This is a genomic window from Actinomycetospora soli (genome assembly GCF_021026295.1).
GTDB lineage: Bacteria > Actinomycetota > Actinomycetes > Mycobacteriales > Pseudonocardiaceae > Actinomycetospora > Actinomycetospora soli.
This window is the reverse complement of sequence record NZ_JAJNDA010000020.1, coordinates 1-12,854: the sequence shown is the minus strand read 5'-3', so window position 1 is coordinate 12,854 and position 12,854 is coordinate 1. Positions and strand designations below refer to the sequence as shown.

Sequence of the window (12,854 nt, the reverse complement as noted above, 5' to 3'; positions counted from 1 at the left end):
CCGGGCGACGTCGGCGTGTCATCGCCTTCGTTCATCGGGTAGTGGGTCCCATGGCGTCCACACAGGAAGGCGACCGCGACGACCAGGTCGCCCGGGAACCGGGGGAGCGGATCGGGGCCGACCTCGCGCACACCCTCGAGGAGGCCGCCCGCAACCTGCTCGAACGCGGGGACTCGGAGGGGATCGACCACACGCTCGGCCTCGTCGTGCGGGGCGCGATCCAGTCCGTGCCCCACGTCGAGCAGGCCGGCGTCTCGCTGGTCACCAAGGGCGGACATGTCGAGTCCCACGCTCCCAGCAGCGAGGTGGTCCACGACCTCGACCGGTTGCAGAACGAGCTCGGCGAGGGTCCGTGCCTGGACTCCATCTGGAACGAGCAGCGCACCCTCGTCGACGACATGAGCCGCGCGCACGACCGATGGCCCCGCTACGCCCGGGCGGCCGCGGAGCGCGGCATCGGGTCCCTCATGTCCTTCCAGCTGTTCGCCCAGCGCGGCAGCGCGGGCGCGCTCAACCTCTACTCCTCCCGCACCCACGTGTTCGACGAGGGCACCGCCGACACCGGCCGGCTCTTCGCGGCGCAGGCGGCGCTGGTGCTGCACGGCGCGAAGCGCATCGAGGGCCTCACCGTCGCCGTGGAGAGCCGGGACACGATCGGGCAGGCCAAGGGCATCCTCATGGAGCGCTTCGGGGTCGGACAGGAGCGGGCGTTCTCGATGCTCGTCGAGTCCTCGCAGAACACCAACCTCAAGCTGGCCTCCGTGGCGGAGTGGCTCGTGCGCGAGGCCGAGGACGCGGGACGCGGCCCGGCCCGCTGACCCTTCCCGCGCCCCGTCGTCCGACGGTGACCCGGGCGATGGTCCACCCTCTCCCGGGAGCAACCGGGGGAGAGGAGCGTGGTCGTGGAGAGCGAACTGGGCGGCCGGGTCGTCGTCGTGACCGGCGGGAGCCGCGGACTGGGCCGTGAGGTGGTGCTCGCGTGCGCCGAGCGCGGCGCCCGGGTGGTGATCGCGAGCCGCAAGCTCGAGGCGTGCGAGGAGGTGGCCGCGGAGGTCCGCGACCGCTTCGGCGCCGAGGCCCTGCCCGTCGCGGTCAACGTCAGCGACTGGGCGCAGTGCGACCACCTGGCCGACACCGTGCGGGACCGCTGGGGCCGGGTCGACGTGCTCGTGAACAACGCCGGGCTCTCCCCGCACTACCCGAGCCTGCCCGAGGTCAGCGAGTCGTTGTTCGACAAGGTCGTCGCGGTGAACCTGCGCGGCCCGTTCCGGCTGACGGCGCTGATCGGCTCCCGGATGGTCGACGACGGTGGCGGGTCGATCATCAACATCGGGTCGATCGAGGCGATCCGGCCGAGCCCGCAGGCGCTGCCCTACGCGGCCGCCAAGGCCGGCCTGCACGTGCTCACCGAGGGCTTCGCGCAGGCGTTCGGCCCCACCGTGCGCGTCAACACGATCCAGGCCGGACCGTTCCTCACCGACATCTCCGAGCACTGGGCCGAGGGCATGCGCGAGGCGGTCGAGTCGCAGGTGGCGCTGGACCGCTGCGGCGAGCCGCACGAGATCGTCGGCGCGGTGCTGTTCTTCGCGACGACGGCCTCGTCGTACGCCTCCGGGTCGGTCCTGCGCCTCGACGGCGGGTGGCGCTGAGCGGGGTCCCGCCCCTCACCGCCGCAGGAGGTCGACGAGCTCGGCGAAGTGCGTGGGCGGGGGCGGGGTGTCGCCGGGCCGGTTGAGCCGCAGGCGGTCGGCGACGCCGCCGTAGCGTGCCCGCAGGGTCCGGGCGGCCTCGCCGGGGGAGCCGACGGCGCACATGGCGTGCAGGAGGTCGTCGTCGACGAGGGCGGGCATGTCGTCCCAGCGCCCCTCCTTGGACATCCGGTGCAGCTCGGTCTGCAGGTCGCCCTGCCCGTGGAGCTCGAGCACCCGGCGGTAGGCGGGGGTCGAGCCGTAGAAGGAGATCTGCCGGCGCACCGCCTCGACGTCGCTCTCGTCGAGCGCGACGAACGGCGAGAGAGCGATCTGCAGGGGCGCGGCGTCCGCCGGCCGGTGCGCGGTGACCTCGGGGACGATCACGTCGCGCAGGTACGCCTCGGTGCAGAACGGGTGGACGAACAGGCCGTCCGCCACCTCGGCGGCGACGCGGAGCATCCGCGGCCCGACCGCGGCGAGGAAGACCGGCGGCGGGCCGGAGGGGTTCGCGGGCGGGGTGAACGCCGGGGCCATGAGCGTGTGCTCGTAGAAGCGGCCGCGGTGCTCGAGGCGCTCCCCGGTGGCCCAGGTCCGCCAGATCGCGCGGAGGGCGAGCACGAACTCCCGCATCCGGTCGGCCGGCTCCGACCAGGGCATCGAGAACCGCCGCGCGACGTGCGGCCGGATCTGGCTCCCCAGCCCGAGGATCAGCCGCCCCTCCGAGAACCGCTGCAGGTCCCAGGACGGGTACGCGACCGTCATCGGCGTGCGGGCGAACGCGATCGCGACCGACGGCCCGAGCGCGAGCCGCTCCGAGTGCTCGCACGCCAGGGTCAGCGAGAGGAACGGGTCGGCCCGGTTCTCGGTGTTCCAGGCCCCGTCGAACCCGATCTCCTCGATGGCCCGCACGTCCCCGGCGACGGCGGTCAGGGACGTGTCCAGGCGGGCGTCGATCTTCATGAGGCGTTCCTACCGGGCCCGACCCGTCGTCGGGAACGCCCTCGCGGTCCGACCTCGTAGGCAATTGATCATGCCGAGCGCGACAGGCCGGGCGTCGCGCTCGACATGATCATCTGCCTACGGCCCGGACCTATCGCTGCCGGTCGGGCTGGGCGACGCGGCCGAACACCGACTCGGCCGGGTCGGCGAAGACGTGCAGCCCGAAGGACTCCGAGAGCTCGCGGCACAGGGCCACGCCGCGGACCGAGTTGCCGTGGACGTCGAGGCCGGGGGAGTAGGTGCCCAGCCCGAAGTACTCGGGGAGCACGCAGACGATCCCGCCCGAGACCCCGCTCTTGGCGGGGATGCCGACCTCGGTGGCCCAGGTACCGGCGGCGTCGTACATGCCGCAGGACATCATCACGCTGACCACGTCGCGCACGTGCGACCGCTCCACCGCGCGCTCGCCGGTCAGCGGGTTGAGCCCGCCGTTGGCCAGGGTCGCGCCCATGACGGCGAGCTCGGCCGCCGTCACCGTGATCGAGCAGGCCGACAGGTACACCTCGACGATCCGGTCGATGTCGCCGTGCAGCATGCCGAGCGAGCGCATGAGGTAGCAGAGCCCGACGTTGCGGTCGTTGCTGCGCAGCTGCTCGTCGAGGATCGCCCGGTCCACGTCGAGGTGCGGGTTGCCGGTGTAGCGGCGGTAGCGCTCGACGATGCGTCCGACCTGGTCCTGCGCGTCGAACCCGTCGACGAGGCTCGCCGCGACGAGCGCCCCCGCGTTGATCATAGGGTTGTAGGGCCGGTTGTTGGCCTCGTCGAAGCTGATCGAGTTGAAGGGGTCGCCGGAGGGCTCGACGCCGACGTGGCGCATCACCTCGGCCCGCCCGTGGTCCTCGAGCGCCAGGGCGTACGTGAAGACCTTCGACACCGAGTGCAGGGGGAAGCGCACGCCGCAGTCCCCGATCGACCAGCAGGTGCCGTCGACGTTGACGCCCGCCACGCCGAACAGGTCGCGCTCGGCCTCGGCCTCCGGCGGGTAGTAGCTGACGACGTCGTCGAACGGGCTGCTCCCGTGCCGGGTGTGCAGCTCCTCGAGCTGGTCCTGGACGATCTGGCGTTCGCTCGGGTCCACCATGGCCCGGAGTGTGCCGGAACGCCGGAGCTCCGGAGTGGGGTCCCCGCTCCGTTGTGTCGCCGCGGTGACACACGCAGCGTGACGGCGGTGGCGGTGCTCCCGCCCGCGGGCGACGAGGCTCTGCGGGGTCGGGCCGCCGTCCCAGGAGCGGCCCCGCAGCGAGGAGCACCGCCATGACGCAGCACGACACCCCCACCGCCGCCACCGCGACCGCCGGGTCCGCCGCGACCGCCGGGTCCGCCGCGACCGCCGGGTCCGACGCCGAATCCGGGTCCGGCACCGCGGAGGCCCCACCGCCGTCGTCGCCCGGGAGGTCGCGGGTCGGACCGGTCGCCGGGCTCCTGCTGGCGATCGTCTCGATCGTGTTCTCCGTCGTGCAGCTCGTCGGCGGGCTCGGGGAGATCGGCGACCTGTTCGGCCCGGGGGAGGTCCCCGGGGAGCGGATCGCGAGCCAGGTCAGCGGCGCCGGCGGCTCGGGGTTCTGGATCTGCGGTGACCTCCGGGCCGAGGTCGGCGCGACCACCACCTGCTCGACGCCGGGTGACCCCACGGCCGGCATCCGCGCCACCGTCACGGCCGTCGACGGGGACGTCGTGAGCTACGACCTGGAGTCGACGTGACCTGAGCGCGGGGCCCCGACCGGAGCGGTCGGGGCCTCCGCCCGCCGGTCGGCGTCACCCGTCGAGTCCGCCCCAGAAGGTCGTGAGGGCCGCGGCCACCGGGGTCGGGGTCTCCTCCGGCCACCAGTGCCCGACGCCCGCGAGGCGGGCGATGCGGGCGCCCGCCTCGCGAGCGGCCCACTCGTGCTGCTCCACCGTCCCGCTGGCCCGCTCGACGTCGTCCAGCGCGATGAGCGCGAGCCCGGGTCGGCGGGCGGCGTCGGGGAGCAGCGTGCCGGCCTCGGCCATGGCCGGCTGCCGGGCGGCGCGCAGCAGGGCGAGGACGGCACCGCCCATCTCGGGATCCATCCCGGCCGCGACCCGCTCCGCCATGCGCCCGGTCATCCCCAGCGCCGAGGCCACCGCGAGCCGCTGCTGCAGGTCGCCTCCCCAGATCTCGCGCACCGAGGCCTCTCCGGGGCCCTCCTGCTGCCACACCTGGGCCCGCGGGTGCCAGGCGTAGTCGGGTGCGAACACGCCGAGGGCGTCGGAGGCCCAGCTGCGGATCAGGTCCGGACGGCTCATGGCCAGGTGCGCGACGTGGATGCCGCCCCAGTCGTGACCGACGAGGTCGACCGGATCGCGGAACAGTTCGAGCTGGGACGCCAACCAGTCGCGGTAGCCGGTGGGCGACCGGTCGAAGCCCCGGGGTGCGGGGACGCCGAAGCCGGGCGGGGACAGGGCGACCGCATCCGCCCGGTCGAGCTCACCGATCAGCGGCCCCCACGCGGCCGCCGACTCGGGGTTGCCGTGGACGAGGACGAGGGGAGTGCGCGGCATGGAGTCACCTTCCCGATAACTTGTTAGATGACACGCAAGTTATCGGAGGACGACGCTCCCGTCGAGAGGGGTGGGGTCGGCGGGGGCGTCGTCCGGTCAGTCGTAGGTCGCCACCGGGGTGAGCCGGTCCGGGTCGGGCCGGACGCCGAGGCCGGGGCCGGCGGGCACGGCGATCCGTCCGTCGCGGACGACGACGGGGTGCTCGTCGTCGTAGTGCCCCTCGACCCAGTCGTGGGCGATCCACGTGCCCTCGAGCAGGCGCGGGTCGACGGTGGCGGCGAGATGGACGCAGGCGGCCGCGATGACGTCGCCGCCCCACGCGTCGTCGACGGTGTGCGGGAGCGAGCGCAGCGCGCAGAGGTCGCGTGCGACGGCGGCCCGCGTCGGCCCGCCGAGGCGGGTGACCTTGAAGGAGAAGCCGTCGGCCGTCCCGCCCGCGACGACGCGCAGGACGGTCGCGACGTCCTCGGTGTTCTCGTCGAGGAAGACCGGGTGGACCAGCCGGCCGCGCAGCGACTCCATCTCCTCGACGGGGGCGCAGGGCTGTTCGAGGGTGAACGGGACGTCGGCGCACAGCCGGTCGAACTGGAGGGCGTGCGCCGCGGTCATCGCGCGGTTGGCGTCGACGGCGAGCCGGGCCCGGCCACGGATCGCGTCCCAGGTGGCGCGCACGGACTCGACGTCGCGGTCGAGGTCGCGGCCGCCGACCTTGAGCTGCACCCGCCGGTACCCGGCGGCGACCTTCTCCGCCGCCGCGCGGGCACCGACGTCCGGGTCGCCCACGATCACCGAGTAGTACGACGGCACCGAGTCGACGAGGGCACCGCCGAGCAGCGTCGACACGGGCACGCCGAGCTGCCGGCCGAGGAGGTCGAGCACGGCGGTGTCCAGCGCGGCCTTCGCGTACCCGTGGCCGGCCAGGAGCCCGTCCATCCGGGCGGCGAACGCCCGGGGGGATTCGATCTCGGTCCCGACGAGCCCGGGCGCCATCTGCTCGAGCGCGGCGCGCGCGCCGAGGGCGTGATGGGGCTGGTAGACGGGCCCCAGCGGGCACGTCTCGCCCCACCCGCTGCGGCCGTCGTCGGTGACGATCTCGACGAGCGTGCTGTCGAGCGCCTCGACGGTCGTGTGCGACATCCGGTACGCCCCGCCGACGACGGGGAGCAGCGCCTGGTGGACACGGATGCGGGCGATCTTCACCTACAGCTCCAGGCGCAGTCGGGTGCACCCGCGCTCGGCACGGGACACGCAGATCATCAGGCAGGTGTTCTCCGCCTGCTCGGCGCCGTCGAGCACGGAGTCCCGGTGGTCGGCACGCCCGTCGAGGATCGGGGTCTCGCAGCTGCCGCAGGTGCCCTCGCGGCAGGAGAAGTCGACGGGGAGGTTCAGCTCCTCGGCGATCTCGAGGATCGAGGCCTCCGCCGGGACGGTCGCCGTGAGCCCGGAGCTCGCGAACTCGACCTCGAAGGCCTCGTCGGGCCCCTCGGCCTCGACGACCTTCGGCGTGAACCGCTCGAGGTGGAGCGCGGACCGGTCGAGGACGTGCGTCTCCACGGCCGCGAGCATCGGCTCCGGTCCGCAGGCGAAGACGAGCGTGTCCCGGCCGGCCGGCCCGAGGACGTCGGCGAGGGGGAGGAGCCCCTGCTCGTCCTGCGGGACGAGGGTGACCCGGTCGCCGTGGACGGCCAGCTCGTCGAGGAACGCCATCGACGACCGGGTGCGTCCGCCGTAGAGCAGGGTCCAGTCCGCGCCGCGGGCCTCGGCGGTGGCGATCATGGCGAGGATCGGGGTGATGCCGATGCCGCCGGCGACGAACAGGTAGCGGGCGGCGGGCGCGAGCTCGAAGTGGTTGCGGGGCGCGGAGACCTCGACGAGGTCGCCGACGTCGAGCTTGGTGCAGACGAACTCCGACCCTCCCCGCCCGGCGGGTTCACGCAGGACCCCGAGCCGCCAGGCGCCGCGATCCGCCGGGTCGGAGGACAGCGAGTACTGGCGGACCACACCCTCGTCGACGGTGACGTCGACGTGGGCGCCCGCGGTCCAGGTCGGCAGGTCGTCGCCCCCCGGGTGCGCGAGGGTCAGGGAGACGACGCCGTCGGCCTCGTCGCGGCGGTCACGGACGATCAGTTCCACGGGGCTCTCCTCCGGGCGACGACGGTCTTGCGGGCGAGGTAGCTCTCGAGGGCGACGAGGCCGCGTTCGCGTCCGGTGCCGGAGAGCTTGGTGCCGCCGAAGGGGACCGCGGGTCCGCCGGCGAAGTAGTCGTTGATCATCACGTAGCCGGCGTCGACGCGGTCGGCGATGCGCAGGGCGCGGTCGATGTCGGCGGTGTGGATGCCGACCCCCAGGCCGTAGTCGGTGGCGTCGGCGAGCTCGAGGGCCTGCTCCTCGGTGTCGAACTCGAGCACCGCGAGGACCGGCCCGAAGATCTCCTCGCGGGCGATGCGCATGGTCGGTGCGACCCCGGTGACCACGGTCGGCGCGACGAAGTGCCCGGCGCCGGGGAGGGTCTGCGGCGGAACCGGGGCGTGGGCGCCCTCGGCGCGGCCGAGCTCGACGTACCCGTCGACCCGTCGGCGGTGGTCGGCGCTGACCATCGGTCCGAGGTCGGGGTCGTCGGCCGGTGCGCCGAGCGTCAGGGCGCCGGCCCGCGCGCGGATGCGCTCGACGAGCTCGGCGGCGACGGCGCGCTCGACCAGCAGGCGCGAACCCGCGTCGCAGTACTGCCCCGAGTTGGCGGTGAAGCCGGTGACGACCTGGCGTGCGACGTCGTCGAGGTCGGCGTCGGCGAAGACGATCTGCGGGCTCTTGCCGCCGAGCTCGGTGACGACGGGGGTGACGTGCTCGGCCGCCGCGCGCAGCACCGCGCGGCCGGTGGCGACCGAGCCGGTGAAGGTGAGCGACCCGATGCCCCGGTGCGCGGCGAGGGCGGCGCCGGCCTCGGCGCCGAGCCCGGTGACGACCTCGTAGGTGCCGGTGGGGAACCCGGCGGCCTCGACGAGCCCGGCGAACCGCAGCGCGGTCAGCGGGGTCTGCTCCGCGGGCTTGACCACGGCGGTGTTCCCGGCGGCGAGGGCGGGCGCGACGCTGCGGCAGAGCATGGAGAGCGGCGCGTTCCAGGGCACGATGTGCGCGGTGACCCCGACCGGTTCGGGCGTGGTCCAGGCGAGCGTGCCGGGGCCGAGCGGGATGGTGTCGCCCTGCAGGGCGGTGGCGGCGCCGGCGTAGTAGTCCAGGTAGCCGACGCAGCCGGCGATCTCACCGCGCGCCAGGGCGGGTGGCTTGCCGGTGTCGAGCGACTCGAGGCGCGCGAGTTCGTCGGCGGCGGCGTCGACCTCGGCGGCGAGGCGTCGCAGGGCGCGGCCCCGCTCGAGCGGGAGGGTGTCGCGCATCGTGCGGGTGGCGGACCGCGCGGCGGCGACCGCCCGGTCGACCTCGGCGGATCCGCCCCGGGCGACGTGCGCGACGGTCACCTCGGTGGCCGGGTCCTCGACGGGCAGCGTGCGCCCGTCGAGGGCCTCGTGGGCGCGGGGGACCTCGACGGTGGCGGTCACGGGTCGGGGAACATCCGCGTCATGGTGTCCTCGTCACCGCCCGGGACGCGATCGAGGCCGACCATCTTGTCGATGACCATGTTCTGGAACCGGTGCAGCGGCTCCTCGAAGCGGAAGCACATCCGCCCGCCGCGGTAGGCGGGGTTCTCCAGGCCCTCCTGGACCCGTTCCACGATCTCGAGGTCCTGGCGGTTGACCAGGTCCCAGAACTTGGCGAGCTGCTCGATGCCGGCCTCGGCGTCGGGGTCGTCGGCCGACTCCGGGTGGGTCAGCAGGACGGCGGTCTCGACGGTGCGGTTCGCCGCGGCGGGTCGGTTGAACAGCACGAACGCGTGGTTGGGCAGCACGACGAGCGCGGTCGAGGGGAAGAGCCACACGAAGCGCCCCGCGTCGGCGTCCTGCCGACCGAGCGAGCTCAGCGGCGCGAGTCCGTCCCAGCCGCCCGCGTCCGTGTTGCCGGACACCGGGGTGGTGCACATGCCGGTGTAGAGCCCGGGTCCCTGCCAGCGGTAGTGGTCGGAGAACTTCGACACCTGGTTGAGCTCGGGGTGCACCCAGGGCAGGTGGTAGTACTCCATGAAGTTCTCGCCGACGAGCTTGTAGTTCGCGGCGACGTCGTAGGTGAGCCGGCGCTGCGCGGTCCACTCGTCGAGGCGGTAGTCGGCGAACCGCTGCGGCAGGTCGCCGAGGGCCGTCGTCAACGGCTGCGGGTCTGGCGAGAGGTTGACGAACAGGAAGAAGCCCCAGCTGTCCACCGACACCGGCAGCAGGCCGTAGTCGGCCTTGTCGAAGCCCTGGGCCACCTGGTCGAAGACGGCCTCCTCGCCGGCCGGCACGTCGGAGCCCTCGAACAGGGGCGTGCCGAGGCACGCGCCGTCCGTGTCGTAGGTCCAGTTGTGGTACGGGCAGCGGATGCGGTTGCGGTGGCCGACCTCGCGGGCGTCCGCGTCGAGCAGCTTCGTCGCGCGGTGGCGGCAGACGTTGTGGAAGCCGCGCAGCTCGCCGTGGCGGTTGCGGGTGATGAGGATCGAACGCCCGGCGACCTCGACGACGAGGCACCGCCCCGGCGCGTCGACGTCGCCGACGAGGCCCACCGCGACCCAGCTGGTGGTGAAGACGCGCTCCTGCTCCTGCGCGAAGAACTCCGGCGAGCAGTAGGCGTCCGGGATGAGGGTCGAGGCCAGGTCGACCGGCAGCCGGGTGTGCCGGTAGGTCTCCTCCTCGGTGAACCGGGCCGGGTCGACCGGGCGGGCCGGGAGCGCGGCGTTCGGGTCGGTGGCGCGGGCGACGGTCCCGGTCATCGCGGGGACTCCTCTCGGCGGCGGGTGCGAGGTGTGGGGCGGGAGCGCGGCCCGCTCGGTCACGAACCAGGGCTCAGACATGGAAGCTGCGCGGGAACGTCGGGTCGGTCAGCGCCGGCCGGTCGAGCGTGAACGCGTCGACCGGGTGGGCCGGGGCGCGGTCGAGGGCGAGGTCGGCGAGCAGCGAGCCGATGAGGGCGGCGAACTTGTAGGCGTGCCCGGCTCCGTTGGCGACGACGATCTGCGGGTGCTCGGGCAGCCGGTCGAGGATGAAGTTCTGGTCCGGCGGCACGGTGTAGAGACAGGTCTTCGAGTACAGCTCCGGCCCCAGGAAGCGGGGCACGTGGGCGTCGAGGAACGCGGCGTAGCGCTCCCGGCGCACGTCGTCGGGGACGAAGGAACGGGAGTCGGCCGTGGTCTCCTCGCCGCCCATGTGCTGGCCGAGCTTCGTGGCGACCTCGCCGTAGACGGGGAAGCCGTAGAAGTTGTGGGCGCCGTGCCACATGAAGACGGGGAACCGCGACGGCGCGAACTCCGCGAGGTGCGGGGTCGAGTAGTAGGTGACCTGCTCGCGCAGCACGGTCAGCGGCAGCTGCAGCCCCGTGTCGGCGAGCACCTGGTTGGTCCACGCGTCGGCGGCGACGACGACGCGGTCGGCGCGGATGGTGTCGGTGTCGGTGACCACGACGACGCCGTCGCCGTCGGGTCGGATCGAGCGCACCGGGGTGTGCGACCGGACCTCGGCGCCGTGCGCCCGGGCCAGGGCGAGGTGGGTGGCGTTGGCGCGGGCGGCGTCGACGATGCCCGATTCCGGCTGGTAGAGGGCCTGCACGTCGCCGGAGACGGAGAACTGGGGCCAGCGGGCGACCAGCTCGTCGGCGTCGAGGACCTCGTAGGCGTAGCCGAAGCGGTCGAACATCGCGGTGTAGCCCTCGATGTTGCGGCTGCCGGTCGCCGCGCCCCGGCGTGCGGCCCGGTCCTCCATGACGAGGCCGCCGGTGCGGGTGACGATCTGCTGCAGCGACTCGCCCTCCACCTCGTCCCAGGCCTTGTAGGCCGCCGACGCGAGCGCGGCGTACTGCGGCTGGTGCTGGGCGAGGCGGATGATCCGGGAGTGGTCCTGGGAGGCGCCCCGGGAGTGCCCGAGCTCGAACTGCTCGAGGCCCAGGACGCCGGGTCCGAGCTCGGCGGCGAGGCGGTACAGCGCGGCGGAACCCAGGCCGCCGCAGCCGACGACGATGGCGCGATACGTGTCCATGACGGACTCCAGAGATGTGGTGCGTGGGTGGGGTGCGGCGCCGGGCCCCCGGGGTGCTCACTCAGTCTGCGGTGATCAATTCATGGCGTCCAACGAAGGTTCGTACACGTGACCTTGTACGATCGGTACATGATCGATCGTCGGCTGAAGGTGCTCGAGGCGATCGCCCGGCACGGCACCGTCACCGCGGCCGCCGAGGTCTGTCGCATCACCCCGTCCGCGGTGTCCCACCAGATGCAGGCCCTGGCGCGCGAGCTCGACGTCGTGCTGCTCGAGCCGACGGGGCGCACGGTCCGGCTGACGGCGGGGGCGCACACGCTGCTCGAGCACGCGGCGGCGCTCGCGGCGCAGTGGGAGCGCGCGCAGGCCGACCTCGCGGCGCACCAGGACCGCACCGAGCTGACCGGGACGCTGCGGATCTGCGGGTTCTCCACCGCGGCCGCCGTCGTCGCGCCCCGGGCGCTCGCGCTGCTGCGTGAACGGCACCCGGCGCTGCGGGTCGGGCTCCGGGAGATCGAGCCCGCCCGGGCCTTCGACCTGCTCGCCGCGGGCGACACCGACATCGCCGTCGTGGTCGCGACGCCGAGCATCCCGCCGCGGACCGACCCGGCCTTCGAGCAGTCCCCGCTCTACCAGGAGCCGCTCGACGTCCTCGTCGGGCCGGACCATCCCGTCGCCGACCGCAGCGCGGTCTCGCTCGACGAGCTCGCGGCCGACCCCTGGGTGATGGGCTCGCCGGGCCGGGCCTACCACCAGCTCGTGACGCTGGCCTGCACCGGAGCCGGGTTCGACCCGGCCGTCGCCCACCACGCCGACACCTGGGACACCGGAGCCGCCCTCGTGGCCCGGGGGTTCGGGGTCGCGCTCATCCCGCGCCTGGTCGACCTGCCGGCCCACGACGACACCCGACGCATCCCGATCGCCGGCGCCTCCGTGCCCACCCGGCACGTGATCACCGCGGTGCGCCGCGGGTCCGCCGACCAGCCCGCCGTCTCCGCCGGGCTCGCCGCGCTGCGCGAGGTCCGCCGCTACGAGCTGCCGGAGCTGACGGTGACGGGCTGAGTACGCCGGACGACGCGGCACCCGCACTGTTGAACAGCGGTACACGGTCTTGTGCAGGAGATGGACACGGTCATGGATGATCAGGGCCCGCCACGAACGGGCCGTCCGTCACGGTCGAGCGTGACGGGCGGCGCGTCCGTGCGGCAGCGGTGTCAGCCGTGCACCACGACCCCGCGGATGATCTTGCCGTCGCGCAGGTCCTGGTAGCCCTCGTTGACCTGGTCGAGGGTGTACTGCTTGGTGACGAGTTCGTCGAGCTTCAGCGACCCCTTGTTCCAGAGCCGCAGGAGCCGGGGGATGTCGTGGTGCGGGTTGCACGACCCGAACTGGGCGCCGCGGAGGACCTTCTCGCTGCGGACCATGAGGGCGCTGGGCAGCTGGATGGTGTTGTTCGCCGCGTTCGCCTGGCTGACCATCACCACGGTCGAGCCCTTGCCGACGATGTCGAACGCCTGCCGGATGACCGTCT

The 12,854-nt window shown here is 73.6% G+C and carries 12 protein-coding genes and 1 pseudogene; 4 read left to right on the top strand and 9 right to left on the bottom strand.

The annotated features are described in order from the left end of the window. The first annotated feature begins 50 nt into the window (after positions 1–50). Together LN037_RS25430 and LN037_RS25425 are read left to right on the top strand one after the other, a co-directional pair. The gene (locus LN037_RS25430) at positions 51–818 is read left to right on the top strand and encodes a GAF and ANTAR domain-containing protein (RefSeq protein WP_230758750.1); all 768 of its coding nucleotides are present in this window, start codon (positions 51–53) and stop codon (positions 816–818) included. A gap of 84 nt (positions 819–902) precedes the next feature. Continuing rightward, a complete protein-coding gene (locus tag LN037_RS25425) occupies positions 903–1,649 on the top strand; it encodes an SDR family NAD(P)-dependent oxidoreductase (protein WP_230758747.1) in 747 nt (248 codons plus the stop codon). 15 nt (positions 1,650–1,664) lie between these two features. Here LN037_RS25425 and LN037_RS25420 read toward each other — a convergent pair whose 3' ends face one another. Then, complete coding sequence (locus LN037_RS25420; RefSeq protein WP_230758745.1) at positions 1,665–2,651, bottom strand: TIGR03617 family F420-dependent LLM class oxidoreductase; 987 nt, start codon at positions 2,649–2,651, stop codon at positions 1,665–1,667. Positions 2,652–2,781: 130 nt separating this feature from the next. Then, positions 2,782–3,771 (bottom strand): glutaminase A, encoded by a 990-nt coding sequence (gene glsA, locus LN037_RS25415; protein WP_230758742.1) that lies wholly within the window; start codon positions 3,769–3,771, stop codon positions 2,782–2,784. A 173-nt stretch (positions 3,772–3,944) separates the two neighbouring features. Between glsA and LN037_RS25410 the strand changes: the two genes are divergently transcribed. Further along, positions 3,945–4,391: a hypothetical protein gene (locus LN037_RS25410; protein WP_230758739.1), complete on the top strand. Its 447-nt coding sequence runs from the start codon at positions 3,945–3,947 to the stop codon at positions 4,389–4,391. A 54-nt stretch (positions 4,392–4,445) separates the two neighbouring features. Here the strand turns inward: LN037_RS25410 and LN037_RS25405 are convergent, their stop codons facing one another. The 6 genes from LN037_RS25405 to solA all read right to left on the bottom strand — a co-directional run bounded on the left by LN037_RS25405 (position 4,446) and on the right by solA (position 11,323). Next, positions 4,446–5,210: an alpha/beta fold hydrolase gene (locus LN037_RS25405; protein WP_230758736.1), complete on the bottom strand. Its 765-nt coding sequence runs from the start codon at positions 5,208–5,210 to the stop codon at positions 4,446–4,448. A 96-nt stretch (positions 5,211–5,306) separates the two neighbouring features. Beyond that, positions 5,307–6,410 carry a mandelate racemase/muconate lactonizing enzyme family protein gene (locus LN037_RS25400; protein WP_230758733.1) on the bottom strand — a complete coding sequence of 368 codons (1,104 nt, stop codon included), beginning with the start codon at positions 6,408–6,410 and terminating at the stop codon, positions 5,307–5,309. Next, on the bottom strand, positions 6,411–7,343 hold the full coding sequence (locus LN037_RS25395) for a PDR/VanB family oxidoreductase (RefSeq protein WP_230758728.1): 933 nt from the start codon (positions 7,341–7,343) through the stop codon (positions 6,411–6,413). Continuing rightward, positions 7,334–8,764, bottom strand: coding sequence for an aldehyde dehydrogenase family protein (locus LN037_RS25390; RefSeq protein ID WP_230758725.1), 1,431 nt, complete (start codon positions 8,762–8,764; stop codon positions 7,334–7,336). The genes LN037_RS25395 and LN037_RS25390 overlap by 10 nt, the downstream gene beginning before the upstream one ends. Beyond that, entirely contained in the window at positions 8,761–10,065 is a 1,305-nt protein-coding gene (locus tag LN037_RS25385; protein ID WP_230758722.1) for an aromatic ring-hydroxylating oxygenase subunit alpha, read from the bottom strand. Before LN037_RS25385 ends, LN037_RS25390 begins: the two co-directional genes overlap by 4 nt. 73 nt (positions 10,066–10,138) lie before the next feature. Next, entirely contained in the window at positions 10,139–11,323 is a 1,185-nt protein-coding gene (solA, locus tag LN037_RS25380; protein WP_230758718.1) for an N-methyl-L-tryptophan oxidase, read from the bottom strand. 129 nt (positions 11,324–11,452) lie between these two features. On the opposite strand from solA, the gene LN037_RS25375 reads away from it, so the two are divergent. Next, on the top strand, positions 11,453–12,385 hold the full coding sequence (locus LN037_RS25375; RefSeq protein WP_230758715.1) for a LysR family transcriptional regulator: 933 nt from the start codon (positions 11,453–11,455) through the stop codon (positions 12,383–12,385). A gap of 152 nt (positions 12,386–12,537) precedes the next feature. Here LN037_RS25375 and LN037_RS25370 read toward each other — a convergent pair. Continuing rightward, positions 12,538–12,854: pseudogene (locus LN037_RS25370) on the bottom strand (alcohol dehydrogenase); the annotation flags it as partial.

Coding starts and splice junctions, on each gene's coding strand:
- LN037_RS25430 (WP_230758750.1), top strand. CDS start 51: ATGGCGTCCACACAGGAAGGCGACCGCGACGACCAGGTCGCCCGGGAA.
- LN037_RS25420 (WP_230758745.1), bottom strand. CDS start 2,651: ATGAAGATCGACGCCCGCCTGGACACGTCCCTGACCGCCGTCGCCGGG.
- glsA (WP_230758742.1), bottom strand. CDS start 3,771: ATGGTGGACCCGAGCGAACGCCAGATCGTCCAGGACCAGCTCGAGGAG.
- LN037_RS25410 (WP_230758739.1), top strand. CDS start 3,945: ATGACGCAGCACGACACCCCCACCGCCGCCACCGCGACCGCCGGGTCC.
- LN037_RS25405 (WP_230758736.1), bottom strand. CDS start 5,210: ATGCCGCGCACTCCCCTCGTCCTCGTCCACGGCAACCCCGAGTCGGCG.
- LN037_RS25385 (WP_230758722.1), bottom strand. CDS start 10,065: ATGACCGGGACCGTCGCCCGCGCCACCGACCCGAACGCCGCGCTCCCG.
- solA (WP_230758718.1), bottom strand. CDS start 11,323: ATGGACACGTATCGCGCCATCGTCGTCGGCTGCGGCGGCCTGGGTTCC.
- LN037_RS25375 (WP_230758715.1), top strand. CDS start 11,453: ATGATCGATCGTCGGCTGAAGGTGCTCGAGGCGATCGCCCGGCACGGC.